This is a genomic window from Streptomyces sp. NPDC001985, from assembly GCF_040296845.1.
Taxonomy (GTDB): domain Bacteria; phylum Actinomycetota; class Actinomycetes; order Streptomycetales; family Streptomycetaceae; genus Streptomyces.
Window position 1 is genome coordinate 43,335 of the sequence record NZ_JBEOYB010000004.1, and the last position, 14,521, is coordinate 57,855.

A 14,521-nucleotide genomic window follows, 5' to 3' on the forward strand; every position below is an offset into this window, starting at 1 on the left:
TCCGCAGGCCAGACGCACATCGGAGAAAGATGAGCACCCTCATAGTCAGGACCAGAAGGTCCTTCGCCACCCACTGGTACGCGTGGGCCATGGTCCTGCCCGTGGTGGTCGTCCTCGCCGTGCTCGTCGGCTATCCGCTGGGCCGTGGCGTCTATCTCTCCTTCACCGACGCCAACGAGGCCAATATCGGCCGGACGATCGGTGACTTCACGGTCCCGGCGACCTATGAGTTCGTCGGCCTGGAGAACTACTGGAACATCCTCTCCGGCCAGGAGGGCTCGTTCTATCCGCGGCTGATGTGGACCGTCGTCTGGACCGCGAGCTGTGTCTTCCTGCACTACACGATCGGGCTCGGACTCGCGCTGCTGCTCAACCGGCGGCTGCGCGGGCGCTCGCTCTACCGGGTGCTGCTGATCCTGCCCTGGGCGGTCCCGGCGTTCGTGGCCGCGTTCGCCTGGAAGCTGATGTACAACGCCAACAACGGCGTCCTCAACGAACTGCTGGCCAAGGTCGGGATGGGCCCGGTCGACTGGCTCGGCGACCCCTTCGTCCAGAAGCTCTCGGTCATCGCCGTCAACACCTGGCTGGGTGTGCCGTTCATGATGGTGGCGATCCTCGGCGGGCTCCAGTCCATCCCGCGCGAGCTGCACGAGGCCGCCGAGATGGACGGCGCTTCGCCCTGGCAGCGGTTCCGGAATGTGACGGTGCCCGGTCTGCGGCCGGTCAGCTCCACCATCGTGCTGCTGGGCACCATCTGGACCTTCAACATGTTCCCGATCATCTTCCTGGTGATCGGACAGGCCGGCGGCACCGAGAGCGAGATCCTCGTGACCTACGCCTACCGCCTCGCCTTCCAGGGAGTGCGGGACTACGCGGGCTCCGCCTCCTACGGAATCGTGATTCTCTCGCTGCTCCTGGTCTTCTCCGTCTTCTACCGGAGCATGCTCAAGCGCCAGGAGGCCGCCAAGTGACCACCGTGGACAAGGCCCCGGCCCCGCACCCGGCCGAGCGGGCCCCGGCCCGGAGCCGCGCCGGGGCCGTGCCCCGGACCCGCGGCAGGGAGGAGCGCTCCCGGGGAGCCTCCATCGCCCTGCACGCGACCCTCGTCACGGCCACCCTGATCGCGCTCTTCCCGATCGTCTTCATCTTCCTGGTGTCGATCCGGGGCGAGCGCGGCTGGACGCGCCCCATGGAGCTGTCGGGCTTCACACTCGCCAACTACAGCCATGTGCTGGGCGAGACGGAGTTCCTCACCTGGATGCTGAACTCGGTGGTCATCGCCGCCGGCACCATGCTGGTGGGGGTGCTGATCTCGGCGAGCGCCGGTTACGCGATCTCCCGGATGCGCTTCCCCGGGCACAAGTCCCTGATGTGGACGTTCCTGGTCTGCCAGATGTTCCCGGTGGCGGTGCTGATCGTGCCGCTCTACAACATCCTCGGCGCGCTGGGACTGCTGGACAGCTACGGCGGCCTCATCATCACCTACTGCTCGGTGTCGGTGCCGTTCTGCGCCTGGATGCTGAAGGGGTACTTCGACACCATCCCGACCGAGATCGACGAGTCGGGCCGGGTCGACGGGCTCACCCCCTTCGGCACCTTCTGGCGGCTGATCGTGCCGCTGGCGCGGCCGGGTCTGGCGGTGACCGCGTTCTACACCTTCCTCACCGCGTGGGGCGAGGTGGCCTTCGCGACCCAGTTCATGAGCAGCGAGACCAAGTACACGCTCGCCGTGGGCCTCCAGACCTTCGTCGGCCCGCACCGCGCCGAGTGGGGTCTGATGACCGCGTCCTCGGTGCTGATCATGGTCCCGGCGGGGCTGCTCTTCTTCTTCGCGCAGAAACACCTCGTCGCCGGTCTCACGGCGGGCGGCACCAAGGGCTGAGCCCGGCGCGGTCCCGCGCGCCGCGCCCGGAAGGTGCGGCGGGGGCGCGTCGACCGTGCGCGTACCGGGCAAAGATCCCAGTCTGCGGGATCTGCGGGAGAAAGTCCCCATACCCGCTGGCACCACCATGTATTTGACGACTTGCAAGGGAACGTACATGACCCAGGAGCTCGCTCCCACCCTCCGTGACCAGTCCGCCGCCCACCCGGCGGGCTGGTGGCGGGACGCCGTCATCTACCAGGTGTACGTACGCTCCTTCGCGGACAGCGACGGCGACGGCATCGGTGATCTGCGGGGCGTGCGGGAGCGGCTCCCGCACCTCGCGGACCTGGGCGTGGACGCGGTCTGGCTGACCCCCTTCTACGCGTCCCCGCAGGCCGACGGCGGCTACGACGTGGCCGACTACCGGGCCGTCGACCCGCTGTTCGGCACCCTGCCGGACGCGGAGGAGCTGATCGCGGAGGCCCATCGGCTGGGGCTGCGGATCATTGTCGACATCGTGCCCAACCACACCTCCGACCAGCACGCCTGGTTCCGTTCCGCGCTCGCGGGCGGGCCGGAGCGCGAGCTGTACCACTTCCGTCCGGGCCGGGGCACGGGCGGCGAGCTGCCGCCGAACGACTGGGAGTCCGTCTTCGGCGGCCCGGCGTGGACCCGCACCGGCGCCGGGGACTGGTATCTGCACCTCTTCGCCCCCGAGCAGCCCGACCTCAACTGGGACCGGCCCGAGGTGCGCGAGGAGTTCGAGTCGATCCTGCGGTTCTGGCTCGACCTGGGGGTCGACGGATTCCGGATCGATGTCGCCCACGGCATGGTCAAGGCCGAGGGGCTGCCCGACATCGGGCTGAGCGAGCAGGCGAAGCTGATCGGCGCGCAGGTGCTGCCCTTCTTCGACCAGGACGGCGTCCACGAGATCCACCGCTCCTGGCGCACCCTGCTCGACGGGTACGAAGGCGAGCGCATCGGCGTCGCCGAGGCGTGGGCCCCGACCTCCGAGCGGCTGGCCCTGTACGTCCGCCCCGACGAGCTGCACCAGGCGTTCAACTTCCAGTTCCTCACCAGCGACTGGGACGCGGCGGCGATGCGCCGGGTCATCGACGAGTCGCTGGCGGCGACGGCCTCCGTGGGGGCGCCCACGACCTGGGTGCTCTCCAACCACGATGTCGTCCGCCACACCACGCGGTACGGCGGCGGGGCGCGGGGGCTGCGCCGGGCGCGGGCGGCGGCGCTGCTCACCCTGGCGCTCCCCGGCTCGGCCTATGTCTACCAGGGCGAGGAGCTGGGCCTGCCGGAGGTGACGGAGCTGCCGGCGGCGGCCCGCCAGGACCCGGCGTTCTTCCGGGGCGACGGCCAGGACGGGCTGCGGGACGGCTGCCGGGTGCCGCTGCCGTGGTCGGGCGCCAAGGCGCCGTACGGCTTCGGCCCCGGCGGGAGCTGGCTGCCGCAGCCCGCCGAGTGGGCGGCCCTCACGGTGGAGGCCCAGAGCGGCGACCCGCGCTCCACGCTGGAGCTGTACCGCTCGGCCCTCGCGCTCCGCAAGGAGCTGCCGGGCCTCGGCGACGGCGCGATGGAGTGGCTGGCGGCCCCGGACGGGGTGCTGGCCTTCGCCCGCGCCGGTCTGGTCTGCACCCTGAACACTCTGGGTGAGGCGGCCGAGATGCCGGCCCCGGGGCGTCCGCTGCTCTCCTCGGCGCCGCTGGAGTCCACCGGCGCGCGTGTCCGCGTCCCGGGCGAGACCTGCGTCTGGTGGGCAGTCTGAGATGCGCCCGGTACAGTCCACACCTGTGACCGCACCCGCACGACTGGCAGACATAGCGGCCCAGGCGGGTGTCAGCGAAGCGACGGTGAGCCGTGTCCTGAACGGGAAGCCCGGCGTCGCGGCGACCACCCGGCAGGCCGTGCTGGCCGCACTCGACGTCCTCGGCTACGAGCGCCCGGTGCGGCTGCGCCAGCGCAGCGCGGGCCTGGTGGGACTGATCACACCGGAGCTGGAGAACCCGATCTTCCCGGCGCTGGCGCAGGTGATCGGGCAGGCGCTGACCCGCCAGGGCTACACCCCCGTGCTCGCCACCCAGACCCCCGGCGGGTCCACCGAGGACGAGCTGACCGAGATGCTGGTGGACCGGGGGGTGGCGGGGATCATCTTCGTCTCCGGTCTGCACGCGGACACCACCGCCGATATGCAGCGCTATGAGCAGCTCCGCGCCCAGGGAGTGCCGTACGTCCTGGTCGACGGCTTCTCCCCGAAGGTGCGGGCGCCCTTCATCTCCCCCGACGACCGGGCGGCGATGAAGCTGGCGGTGACCCATCTGGTGTCCCTGGGGCACACCCGGATCGGTCTGGCGCTGGGCCCGCGCCGCTTCGTCCCCGTGCTGCGGAAGATCGAGGGCTTCGTCCAGGTGGTCGGCGACCAGCTCGGCCTGGCCCCGGCGGTGGTCGAGGCGGAGCTGATCCAGCACTCCCTGTACACCCTGGAGGGCGGCCAGGCGGCGGCGTCCGCGCTGATGGACCGGGGCTGTACGGCGGTGGTGTGCGCCAGCGACATGATGGCGCTGGGGGCGATCCGGGCGGCGCGCCAGCGCGGTCTGGAGGTCCCCGACGACATCTCGGTGGTCGGCTTCGACGACTCCCCGCTGATCGCCTTCACCGACCCGCCGCTGACGACCGTCCGCAAGCCGGTACCGGCGATGGGCCAGGCCGCGGTACGCACGCTGCTGGAGGAGATCCAGGGCAATCTGGCCCCTACGGGTTCGGACGGGGCCGCCGCCCCGACGTACGGCGAGTTCGTCTTCATGCCCGAGCTGGTGGTCCGGGGCTCCACGGCCTCGGGCCCCGGCGCGGGCGGACGGGCCTGAGCCCCGACGCGAGGAGGGGCCGGGGTCGTCCTTGAGGGGGAGCGGGTGCGGCGAGGACGGGACCGAGGGATGATCAGTGGGTGGGCGAGCATCTGGCAGACTTTCGTCCCATGGGTGAAACGACCGTGAAAACTATGGAAGGCCGGACGGCCACCACCCCCTCACCCATGGTGGACGAGGACGCCGGGGACCGGGCGGGCACCGCGCCGCCGGGGCGGCTCGCGCGCCTGAGGGCGCTGCGCTCGCCGCGCCGCCCGCGGATATGGTTCGAGATCCTGCTGATCGCGATCAGCTACTGGACGTACTCGCTGATCCGGAACGCGGTGCCGGAGCAGAAGGCCCAGGCGCTGCGGAACGCGGACTGGATCTGGGATTTCGAGAAGTCGATCGGCCTGGCCTTCGAGGAATCGGTGAATCACGCCGTGAACTCGGTGACATGGCTGGTCGTCTCGATGAACTACTACTACGCCACGCTGCACTTCATCGTGACGATCGGTGTGCTGGTGTGGCTCTACCGCTGGCACCCGGGCCGCTACGCGGCGGGACGTCTGGTGCTCTTCGCCACCACAGGCGTGGCCCTGGTCGGTTACTATCTGTATCCGCTCGCACCGCCTCGGTTGATGAACGGGCAGAACTTCATCGACACGGTGCTGGTCCACGAGACCTGGGGTTCGATGGCCTCGGGCGACCTCAAGAACATGTCGAACCAGTACGCGGCGATGCCGTCGATGCACATCGGCTGGTCCCTCTGGTGCGGTCTGATCATCTTCGCGGTGGCGGCGACGCCCTGGGCGAAGGTGCTGGGCCTGCTCTACCCGGCGGCGACCCTGGTGGTGATCGTGGCGACGGCGAACCACTTCTGGCTGGACGCGGTGGGCGGGATCATCTGTCTGGCCTTCGGCTTCGCGGTCTCGTACGCCTGGTACGCGGCGCTGCCGCACCAGCTCCCGAGGCTCCCGGAGCGCGAGACGGGCCGGCGGGGCCTGCGCCCGGCGGAGGCGTAACCGCTCCCCCGCTCCTGTGTGCCATCGGGGCCCCGCCGGATCGCCGGCGGGGCCCCGGGTTCTCCCTAGAGGAGCGGCGCGGGCCGCTTGAGGTCCTTGCTCGCGGTGTTGCCGCAGAACTCGGCCTCGACGGCCCCGCCCATGACGGGGAAGTTCACATTGGTCGTCAGCGTGTGACGGCCGTCGGCGGTGGTGACCGCCTCGGTCCCGGAGCCGATGGTGCCGCCGCTGTGGCTCCACAGCTCCTTGCCGCAGCTGTTGGGCACGGTGTAGATGCCCAGGCCGTAGCCGGCGTAGAAGTCGTCACCGGGGACGGGGATGGTGGTCTTCATCGCCTTGAGCTGCTTCTCCGGCATCAGTTTGCCCCGCATCAGCGAGCTGAAGAAGCGGTTCAGATCCCCGGTGGTGGAGATCATGTCCCCGGCGGCCCACCCCCAGGACATGTTGTTCGCGGTGACGTCATGGATGGTGGTGGCCGCCGGGTCGCGGCTCAGCGTGGAGTAGTCGCGGGAGCTGGGGCCCGGCATGTGCGGGTTGTTCCCGGGGAGGGTGGTGGCGCGCAGCCCCAGGGGCTTGATGATGCGCTGGCGCACCTGGTCCTCGTAGCTGTCGCCGCTGATCTTCTCGATGATCAGCCCGGCGAGGATGTATCCGGTGTTGGAGTACGCGTGCCGTTCCCCGGGCGCGAAGTCGGGCTTGTGCGCGAGGGCGACCCGCACCAGATCGCGGGGCGCGTGGGTGTCGTAGCGGTGCTTGAGGAAGCCGGGCCCGGTGAGGTTGCGCTGCTGGAACGCGGGGTCGCTGGTGTAGTTGAAGAGCCCGCTGGTGTGGTTGAGCAGCTGCCGTACGGTGATCTTCCGCCCGTCGTTGCCGTTGCCCCGCACCAGGCCGGGGAGGTGCTGGTGCACCGAGTCGTCGAGGTCGAGCCTGCCCTCGGCCTCCATCTGGAGCAGCACGGTGGACACGAAGGTCTTGGTGACGCTGCCGATCCTGAACCGGTCGTCCTTCCCGCGCGCCTTGCCCTTCCTCACATCCCCGAGCCCGGCGGTCCCCTGCCAGACCCCGTTCCTGTCGACCGCGCCGGCGGTGACCCCGGGCAGTCCGTCCTTGACCAGTGCCTCGATGGCCTTCTGTGTCGCCTCGTGCCCCTTCGACCCGTTCGGGGTGTCGGCGGCCTGCGCGGGCACCGTGAACGCGGCGGCGGCGACCGCCGCCGCGACGAGTCCGGCGATGCCCGTGCGGGTTATTCGGGACGTGGTCATGGGGTGCTCCTCATGGGTGGTCTCGAAGCCGCCGCGCTGTGGTTCGCGCGGTGCGGCGGGGGGTTCCGGTGAACCGGAGTCACCCGGGATGACCGAGGAGGGGGGTGGGGGAGTTGAGAGGGCGGCGGGCGTTGGCCGGAAGTAGTTGGTGCATGCACGAGTGCTCGGGCCGCGCGGGCGTACGGCGCAAGGCGCGCGCCCTGGCCTGCGGCTGAGCGCCGCTCTGGCGGAAAGGGGCTCCCCCGGGAGACCGGCTTCCGGCGTCTACCGGGACCGAGGGGACGTGTGCGTCAAGAAGCCCTCGGTGGACATAATCCAATGGTTTCGGACAGTTCATCCGGAGAACGGGTGATGGTGTCTGACATGGGAAGGATGCGCCTGTCCCGGAGGATCAGAGGATTAGAGGAGCAGGCATGAATCCCGGCATGAAGCGGCGCGCCATGAGGCATCTCCCGACGGCGGCGGCCACCGCGTTTCTCCTGGCGGCGGCCTCCACGGCGACGGCGACGGCGGCCCCGGCCGACCGCCCGTCCCCCTCCCCCCGGAGCCCCCAGGCATGGGTCAACCAGAACTCCGGCAAGTGCCTGGAGATCCACGGCAGCGGTACGGGGGACGGCGTGGGCGCCTTCCAGTGGTCGTGCGACGGCGGGGCCAACCAGCGCTGGCTGAACACCGTGGGCGGCACACCGACCGAGATGAGGAACCTCCACTCGGACAAGTGCATAGAGGTGCGCGGGGGCGGTCTGGGCAATGGGGTGGGTGTCGCCCAGCGCACATGCAGCGGGGTGAACTGGCAGAAGTGGCGGATCACCCCGAATGGGGACGGCACCTGGACCATCGTCAACCACAACTCCGGAAAGTGCCTGGAGATTTATGGTGGCGGGTTCGGGGACGGGGTGGGGGCGTTCCAGTGGGACTGCAACGGGAAGGGCCACCAGAAGTGGCGATAGGAGTGGTGGTGGTTCTCCGGGATGCGCGGAGAACCACCCCTTTTCGATTCAGCGAGGGTGAGGGAGGTGAGCTTCGGCTTCGGCTTCGGCTTCGGCGAATTCGAGGGAGGCGAGGACGGCCTCGTACTCCGGATCGACGAAGGCGAAGCTGTGCGCGCCGAAGTGCCCATCGAAGAGCGCACAGGCGTCGTTCGCGCCGGCCGCCTCGCCGTTGTCGGCGGGGCAGTCGGGGAGAAGCCCGACGGCTTCGGGGCTGCGGCCCTCGTCCCACCAGGTCCAGACCTCGCCCCGGCTCGCGTCGTCCAATTCGCGCACGAGGTCGAAATGCGGCCCGTCGGGGTGCTCTTCGAGCCCGCAGCGGAGCCGGGTCACCACTTCGAGCGGATGCCCCTGCTCGGCGGGGGTGATGTCCAGGGCCAGGACGAGCAGCCGCAGGGGAAGGGTGATGGTCGCCCCGCAGATCCGGCGCACGGGAGCCCGCTCCGTCACTTGACCGCCCCCCAGCGGCTCTGCGCGTTGGCCTCGGCGACGGCCGCGCTCATGGCGTCGGACTGGACGGCGGGGGTCAGGTCCTCGGGAAGGGCGTCCCATTCCCGTCCGCCATTGAGCGGCCGGAGCTGGATACGCCCGCCGACCCGGCCCATGACGCGGCCAATGCGCTTTCCGGCCGCGTCCCTGACAACGTCACCTGCGGTCGGTTCATAGGGAGTTCCCTTTGTCATGTCTTTCTGCACCTTTCTCCGGACACATGACTCTTTGTAGTTCTAGAGTCGCTCTGCGCGTGGTGGCGCGACAGGTGTGGCGCCATGACAGGCCGAGAGTCATGAGAGGCGGGTGCGCGCGTGACCGCTGAGACCGATGGACCGGACCCGACGAGGTCGTTGCTCGCTTTCTTCGGGTGCGAGTTGTGCCGGATTCGAACTGAGGTGGGGATGTCGCAGGGGAAATTGGCGAGGGCGGCGCATACGACGCAATCGATGATCAGCAAGATCGAGGCGGCGAAGCGGGTGCCGTCGGAGGAGCTGGCGACGGATCTTGATGCCGCGCTGGGGACCGGGGGGCACTTCGGGAGGCTGTACCCGCTGGTGATTCACCATGCGTACCCGTCGTGGTTTCTGCCGTACATCGAGTTGGAGCCGGATGCGACGTCTGTCCGCTCGTTCGAGAACCTCGTCATGCCTGGACTGCTGCAAACGGAGGAGTACGCACGAGCGATCGTGAGTACGGGCGACGCGGTGGACGCTGAGGACTTGGTCGCGGCTCGCATAAGTCGGCAGAGACTGTTCGAACGGGAGGTCCCGCCCAGGCTCTGGTTCATCATGGAGGAGTATGTGCTGCTCAGGCACGTCGGTGGGAGGGCGATCATGCAAGCCCAGCTTCAGCGCCTCCTGGAAGCGGGCAGGGAGTCCCGCACTGTGATTCAGGTGATCCCTCGGAGCGTTCCCGTTCATGCCGCCCTTGCCGGCGCCTTCCAAATCCTGGGCTTCGAGGAAGATCCGGACGTGCTCTATGTGGACGGCTTCTCCCAGGGCCGCATCGCTCTCGACGCGGCAGAGGTGGATGCGGCGGCCCGTGCCTATGATCTGCTCAGAGCCGTAGCCTTGTCTCCCGAGGCGTCAGCCGAGTTGATCGGCGCGCACCTGGAAGGACTGAAGCAATGATCCACGCGAGCGAGTTGCCCGTCGCATGGCACAAGAGCAGCTACAGCAGTAGCAATGGCGGCAACTGCGTCGAGGTCGGCGCGAGCACCCTGCCAGTCACTTGGCGCAAGAGCAGCTACAGCGCCAACAATGGCGGGAACTGCGTTGAGGTCGGCGCGAGCACCCTGCCGGTGACCTGGCGCAAGAGCAGCCACAGCACCAACGGTGGAAACTGCCTTGAGGTAGGCGAAGGCATCACCCATGTCGTCCCTCTCCGCGACAGCAAGGACCCGCACGGCCCGGCGCTCATGCTGGCGCCGTCCGCGTTCACGGCCTTCGTCACGGCGGTACGCGAGGGTGAGTTCACCTGAGGGTGGGGCCCGCTGTCGGGGGTACCTGTCCGGGAAGCACCGGAAGGTGTGCAATGCCCGATGCTCAGGAAGTAAAGAGAATCGGGGCCTGGCCTGCGTAAAACCGCAGGTGGCGAAGTGTGGTCCCCGCGCACGCGGGGGTGGTCCGCCGGGGAACAATCTCGCGGAGTCGCTCCGCGCGTGGTCCCCGCGCACGCGGGGGTGGTCCCCGGGGGACGTGCCCGCGCCCACTCCGGAGGCCGTGGTCCCCGCGCACGCGGGGGTGGTCCGCTCGGCTACCGGGGCGACGCAGCAGACGGAATGTGGTCCCCGCGCACGCGGGGGTGGTCCGCCGCAGTCCGTGGGGTTCCAGCTCACGGTTGAGTGGTCCCCGCGCACGCGGGGGTGGTCCCTTGTCCATGGCCTTTTCCAGCTTCTCCTGCTGGTGGTCCCCGCGCACGCGGGGGTGGTCCCACACGGCGTCTCCGACATCACCGTGCGCAAGGGTGGTCCCCGCGCATGCGGGGGTGGTCCCGCCAGCGTCATATCGACGCTGGTCAGAACCTTGTGGTCCCCGCGCATGCGGGGGTGGTCCCACCTTCTCCACCAGCCCTGACGCCGACGTCGAATGGTCCCCGCGCACGCGGGGGTGGTCCCGGCTACGCCAAGATGATCACCCTGGAGGCGATTGGTCCCCCGTGGAGAACGGCCCGCCAGTGGTGCTCGGCGTGGTCCCCGCGCACGCGGGGGTGGTCCCGTCCAGAAGCCGCTGCAAGGGGGTGCGGGGGGTGGTCCCCGCGGCTGCGGGGGTGGACCTCCACCACAGCCTTGGGCGGGTGGGTGGGAGGCGAAGGGCTCCCGGAACCCGGGGCTCAGGCACAAGGCCCCCCGGGCCAAGCCCCCCGCAGGGGGCTCAGCGGGTCAGCACCCGCAGGACCTCCGGCCACGCCTGTGCGCGGGCCTTCGCGTCCGCCGGGCGGCTCCCTCCCATGGAGATGAAGTCCTGGAGGTCCGCCGCCCACGAGAACGTGCTCCGGGGGGTGTGCGGGTACGAGTTCAGGGCGTGGCCCGCCCCGGGGTGGATCAGGGCGCGGTGCGGCTCCGCGGTACCCCGGCGGGCGGCGATCGACTCGGAGGACTTACGGGTGTCCCACAGCGTGTCCTTCCCCCCGGCTATCGCGAGGACCGTTCCGCGCACCTGGTCGTACGGGATCGGGAACCCCTCGGGGAAGGGCTTCCCGCCCCGCAGCCAGGCGGGCTTCGACATGTCGGGGAAGCCGGTCACGATCTGGTCCGTCGGTGCGAACACGACCGCGTCGCGGACGACGTCCGGGTAGTACTGGGCCAGCAACTGGGCCGGCTCCGTCCCCCGGGAGGCCCCGATGGCCACCACCCCGCCGGGCTTCGCCCCGGGCTGCCTCGCCACCAGGCGGGCCCCTTCGGCGAAGTACTCCAGGGGAATGTTCGCCAGCTCCTTCGGGAGGCCGTCGCAGCCGAAGTAGCAGAGGGAGAGCGTGGGGTGGCCGCGCGAGGCGAGGAGCGCGGCCTCGGGGCGCGTGTAGTCCCCGCCGCCCTCGGACCCGCCGAAGATCAGTACGGGGGCCCGCTTCGGGGTGCCCTGCGGCGGCTGGTAGAGCCGCCCGGCGACCTTGTCCTGCTTCAGCAGGAGCGCACGCGAGCCGACCCCCTCGGCCATCCGGACGCGGGTGATCTCGCGCCGGGCGGCGGGCCGGTCGTCCCCGGTGGCCGACAGCAGGACCGTGAAGTCCCTCTCCTGTTCCGGGAAGAGCTGCTCGAACGACCTTCTGGACTCGCCTCCGGGCGGCGCCTCCATGGACCAGAAGAGCCCCATCCCGTCGGCACCCGCGTACGTCCCCGAGAGCGGCTTCGCCCGGGTGAGGTCGACCACGCCCCGCCGGTCCGCCGTGAAGCGGGCCTCCCCCTTCCAGGTGCCCGCCCTGTCGTCCGCCTCGGCGGTGACGGTCACCCTCTCGCCCGCGTTCAGCCCGGTGATCCGTATCCGCACCGCTTCGTCCACGAGGGTGACGGGCCTGTCCACCTCGATGGCCGCGGCGGCGCGCTTCTGTTCCCCGGCTGAGCAGCCGGTGGCCAGCAGAGCCAGCGCGACCAGTCCCAGCAGCCCCTTGGCTCCCCTGAATCCCATGGCGGGATTCTGCGCCAGGGCGACCGGGCGAGGAAGGGACCATCACGTGATCACGCTGCTCAGGCCCGGTGCACGATCCTCCCCGCGGTCACCGTCAGCACCACCGGCGCGTCGCCGAGTTCGTCGGCGTCCGCCGCCACGGGGTCGATGGCGAGGGCGGTGAGGTCGGCGCGGTGGCCGGGGGTGATCCGGCCCGCGATGTGCTGTTCGCCCGCCGCGACGGCGGCGTGGGTGGTGAGGCCCTCCAGGGCCTCCTGGCCGGTGAGGCCGGGGCCGGCGGCGGCGCCCCGGGGGGTGCGGGCGGTGGCCAGGATCTGGCGGGCGTCGAAGTGCGCGATGGGCCAGTCGGAGCCGAGCGCCAGGACCGCGCCCGCGTCGCGGAGGTCGCGCAGACGCCAGGCGTGGGAGGCCCGTTCGGCGCCGAGCCGCTTCGACCACTCGTCGGTGTGGTCGGTCCGGGTGTACGCGGCGTGCGGGGGCTGCATCGAGGCGCTCACCCCGAGCCGGGCGAACCGGCCGAGCTGCCCGTCCGGGACGGTCTCGATGTGCTCGATCCGGTGGCGCGGCCCGGTGGGGCCGAGGGATTCCACGGTGTCCAGCACATGGCGTACCGCCGCGTCGCCGATCGCGTGGGTCGCCGTCGCGACCCCGGCGCGGTGCAGGACCCGTACCGCCGTGCTGTACGCGGCGGGGTCGGGCCAGAAGGCGTCCGTGCCCTCGCCGTGGCAGTCGGCGTGCTCCAGCCAGGCCGTGCCGCCCTCCACGGTGCCGTCCATGAAGAACTTCACCCCGCCGACCCGCCAGGTGCGGCCCCGCTCGCGCTGGAGCGCGACGAGTCCGCCCAGTTCGGCGGGGCCGGCGCCGGGCATGCACCAGGGGGCGAGGCGCAGGCGCAGCGGGAGTTCGCGCTTCTCCTCCACGGAGGTGAGCAGCCGGAGGGTGTCGCCGTCGAGGTCCATCACATGGGCGGAGGTGAGTCCGGTGGCGGCCATGGCGGTGAGGAGTTCGACGAGGCGGTCGCCGCGCTCGGCCTCGGGGGTGCCGGGGAGCAGGGGCGCGACCAGGTCCATGGCGGCGGACTCGACGAGGTGCCCGGTGGGGCGGCCGTCGCTGTCGCAGACGACGCTGGCCCGCTGGTCGAAGGCGCGCGGTCCTTCGATGCCGGCGAGGGTCAGGGCCCGTTCGCTGACGAGGGCGGAGTGGCCGTCGTACAGGCGGAGGTGGGCGGGGGCGCCGTCGACGGCGCCGGCGATGAGGGAGTGGTGGAGGGGGCGGCCCTCGAAGGCGTTGTGGTCGAGGCCGTGGCCGAGAATCCAGCCGTCGGCACGGGGGGCGGCACGGAGCGCGGCGTTCAGCTCCGCCAGGGTGGTGACGGCGGAGAGATCGGTGCCGGTGGCCAGCTCCAGGCCCCAGACGGGGTGGCTGTGGGCGTCGGTCCAGCCGGGGGTGAGATGGGCGCCGGCGAGGTCGGCGGTCTCGGTGCCGGGGCCGCGCCACTCCCGTACATCGCGCTCGTCGCCGACGGCGGCGATCAGCCCGTCCTTGACGGCGACGGCGGAGGCGTACGGGCGGCCGGGGTCCAGGGTGCGGACCCTGGCGCCGGTCAGGACGAGGTCGGCTGTGGGCACGGTTCACTCCATAAACCTAAAGGGTTTCGGTTTTGGCAATGTAACCTCCGGGGGACGCAGCGGGGAAGAGTCGGCGGGGAGAGAAACACCATGGGACGGCCGCGCACAGCACTGATCGACCGGCAGCGGATCACCACGGAGGCGCTGCGGCAGGTGGACGGGACGGGCGGGTTCAGCGTGCCGGAGATCGCGCGGCGGCTGGGGGTGCGGACGGGGTCGATCTACCACCATGTGGACGGGCGGGAGGGGATCGTCGAGCTGCTGCGGGAGCGGGTGTGCGAGGCGATCGACGCGTCGATGCTCGGGACGCTCCCCTGGGACGAGGCCCTGCCGGCCTGGGCCCGCTCCTACCGCGCGGCCTTCGCGGCGCACCCGAGGGTGATCCCGCTGCTGCTGGCGTCCCCGGTGCGGGCGCCGAGGGTGCTGGCGCAGTACGAGGCGGTGGTGGGGGTGCTGCTGGGGGCGGGGTTTCGGGTGGGAGAGGTGATGCGGGTGATTGTGGCGCTGGAGAACGTGGTGCTGGGGGCGGCGCTGGAGGGGGCGGGGCCGGAGGGGATGTGGGAGTTGGGGGAGGAGGGGGGGAGGGTGCCGGGGTTGGTGCGGGCGCTGGAGGCGGAGCCGGAGGGGCGGGCGGAGGCCGCGTTCGAGCTGGCGCTCGGTGCCTGTGTCCGGGGTTTCCGGGAGCTGCTGCTCCCGTGACCCGCCGCCGAGCCGAGGCGCGCCATCCAGCCCCTCCGGCGATTGAGGAGCGGGGGCTCGGGGGCCGGCCCCCGCCCCGGACCCGCA

Annotated in this window: 14 protein-coding genes and 1 CRISPR repeat array; of the genes, 9 read left to right on the plus strand and 5 right to left on the minus strand. The window is 70.9% G+C overall.

The window, feature by feature from the left end:
* Nucleotides 1-29 precede the first annotated feature (29 nt).
* The 5 genes from ABT122_RS02535 to ABT122_RS02555 all read left to right on the plus strand — a co-directional run bounded on the left by ABT122_RS02535 (nucleotide 30) and on the right by ABT122_RS02555 (nucleotide 5,741).
* Nucleotides 30-971 (plus strand): carbohydrate ABC transporter permease, encoded by a 942-nt coding sequence (locus tag ABT122_RS02535; protein ID WP_351544130.1) that lies wholly within the window; start codon nucleotides 30-32, stop codon nucleotides 969-971.
* A gap of 5 nt (nucleotides 972-976) precedes the next feature.
* Nucleotides 977-1,882 carry a sugar ABC transporter permease gene (locus ABT122_RS02540; RefSeq protein ID WP_451068063.1) on the plus strand — a complete coding sequence of 302 codons (906 nt, stop codon included), beginning with the start codon at nucleotides 977-979 and terminating at the stop codon, nucleotides 1,880-1,882.
* Between the two features lie 157 nt (nucleotides 1,883-2,039).
* The gene (locus ABT122_RS02545; protein ID WP_351544132.1) at nucleotides 2,040-3,641 is read left to right on the plus strand and encodes a glycoside hydrolase family 13 protein; all 1,602 of its coding nucleotides are present in this window, start codon (nucleotides 2,040-2,042) and stop codon (nucleotides 3,639-3,641) included.
* A gap of 1 nt (nucleotide 3,642) precedes the next feature.
* On the plus strand, nucleotides 3,643-4,737 hold the full coding sequence (locus ABT122_RS02550) for a LacI family DNA-binding transcriptional regulator (protein WP_351544134.1): 1,095 nt from the start codon (nucleotides 3,643-3,645) through the stop codon (nucleotides 4,735-4,737).
* Between the two features lie 110 nt (nucleotides 4,738-4,847).
* Nucleotides 4,848-5,741 (plus strand): phosphatase PAP2 family protein, encoded by an 894-nt coding sequence (locus ABT122_RS02555; RefSeq protein ID WP_351544438.1) that lies wholly within the window; start codon nucleotides 4,848-4,850, stop codon nucleotides 5,739-5,741.
* A gap of 65 nt (nucleotides 5,742-5,806) precedes the next feature.
* Here the strand turns inward: ABT122_RS02555 and ABT122_RS02560 are convergent, their stop codons facing one another.
* On the minus strand, nucleotides 5,807-7,003 hold the full coding sequence (locus ABT122_RS02560; protein ID WP_351544137.1) for a serine hydrolase domain-containing protein: 1,197 nt from the start codon (nucleotides 7,001-7,003) through the stop codon (nucleotides 5,807-5,809).
* Between the two features lie 413 nt (nucleotides 7,004-7,416).
* Between ABT122_RS02560 and ABT122_RS02565 the strand changes: the two genes are divergently transcribed.
* A complete protein-coding gene (locus ABT122_RS02565; RefSeq protein ID WP_351544140.1) occupies nucleotides 7,417-7,953 on the plus strand; it encodes an RICIN domain-containing protein in 537 nt (178 codons plus the stop codon).
* Nucleotides 7,954-8,001: 48 nt separating this feature from the next.
* Here the strand turns inward: ABT122_RS02565 and ABT122_RS02570 are convergent, their stop codons facing one another.
* Complete coding sequence (locus ABT122_RS02570; protein WP_351544143.1) at nucleotides 8,002-8,442, minus strand: hypothetical protein; 441 nt, start codon at nucleotides 8,440-8,442, stop codon at nucleotides 8,002-8,004.
* Nucleotides 8,439-8,675: a hypothetical protein gene (locus ABT122_RS02575; protein ID WP_351544146.1), complete on the minus strand. Its 237-nt coding sequence runs from the start codon at nucleotides 8,673-8,675 to the stop codon at nucleotides 8,439-8,441. Before ABT122_RS02575 ends, ABT122_RS02570 begins: the two co-directional genes overlap by 4 nt.
* Nucleotides 8,676-8,795: 120 nt before the next feature.
* Here ABT122_RS02575 and ABT122_RS02580 point away from each other — a divergent pair, with 120 nt between their 5' ends.
* Together ABT122_RS02580 and ABT122_RS02585 are read left to right on the plus strand one after the other, a co-directional pair.
* Nucleotides 8,796-9,614, plus strand: coding sequence for a helix-turn-helix domain-containing protein (locus tag ABT122_RS02580; protein ID WP_351544149.1), 819 nt, complete (start codon nucleotides 8,796-8,798; stop codon nucleotides 9,612-9,614).
* Entirely contained in the window at nucleotides 9,611-9,964 is a 354-nt protein-coding gene (locus ABT122_RS02585; RefSeq protein WP_351544152.1) for a DUF397 domain-containing protein, read from the plus strand. The genes ABT122_RS02580 and ABT122_RS02585 overlap by 4 nt, the downstream gene beginning before the upstream one ends.
* Before the next feature lie 119 nt (nucleotides 9,965-10,083).
* Nucleotides 10,084-10,600: direct repeats of the CRISPR family, unit length 28 nt; unit sequence GTGGTCCCCGCGCACGCGGGGGTGGTCC.
* A 256-nt stretch (nucleotides 10,601-10,856) separates the two neighbouring features.
* On the opposite strand, the gene ABT122_RS02590 is transcribed toward ABT122_RS02585, so the two are convergent.
* Nucleotides 10,857-12,107 carry an acyl-CoA thioesterase/BAAT N-terminal domain-containing protein gene (locus ABT122_RS02590; RefSeq protein ID WP_351544155.1) on the minus strand — a complete coding sequence of 417 codons (1,251 nt, stop codon included), beginning with the start codon at nucleotides 12,105-12,107 and terminating at the stop codon, nucleotides 10,857-10,859.
* A 59-nt stretch (nucleotides 12,108-12,166) separates the two neighbouring features.
* The gene (locus ABT122_RS02595; protein WP_351544158.1) at nucleotides 12,167-13,735 is read right to left on the minus strand and encodes an amidohydrolase; all 1,569 of its coding nucleotides are present in this window, start codon (nucleotides 13,733-13,735) and stop codon (nucleotides 12,167-12,169) included.
* 90 nt (nucleotides 13,736-13,825) lie between these two features.
* Here ABT122_RS02595 and ABT122_RS02600 point away from each other — a divergent pair, with 90 nt between their 5' ends.
* Nucleotides 13,826-14,434 (plus strand): TetR/AcrR family transcriptional regulator, encoded by a 609-nt coding sequence (locus ABT122_RS02600; RefSeq protein WP_351544160.1) that lies wholly within the window; start codon nucleotides 13,826-13,828, stop codon nucleotides 14,432-14,434.
* Nucleotides 14,435-14,521: the final 87 nt, after the last annotated feature.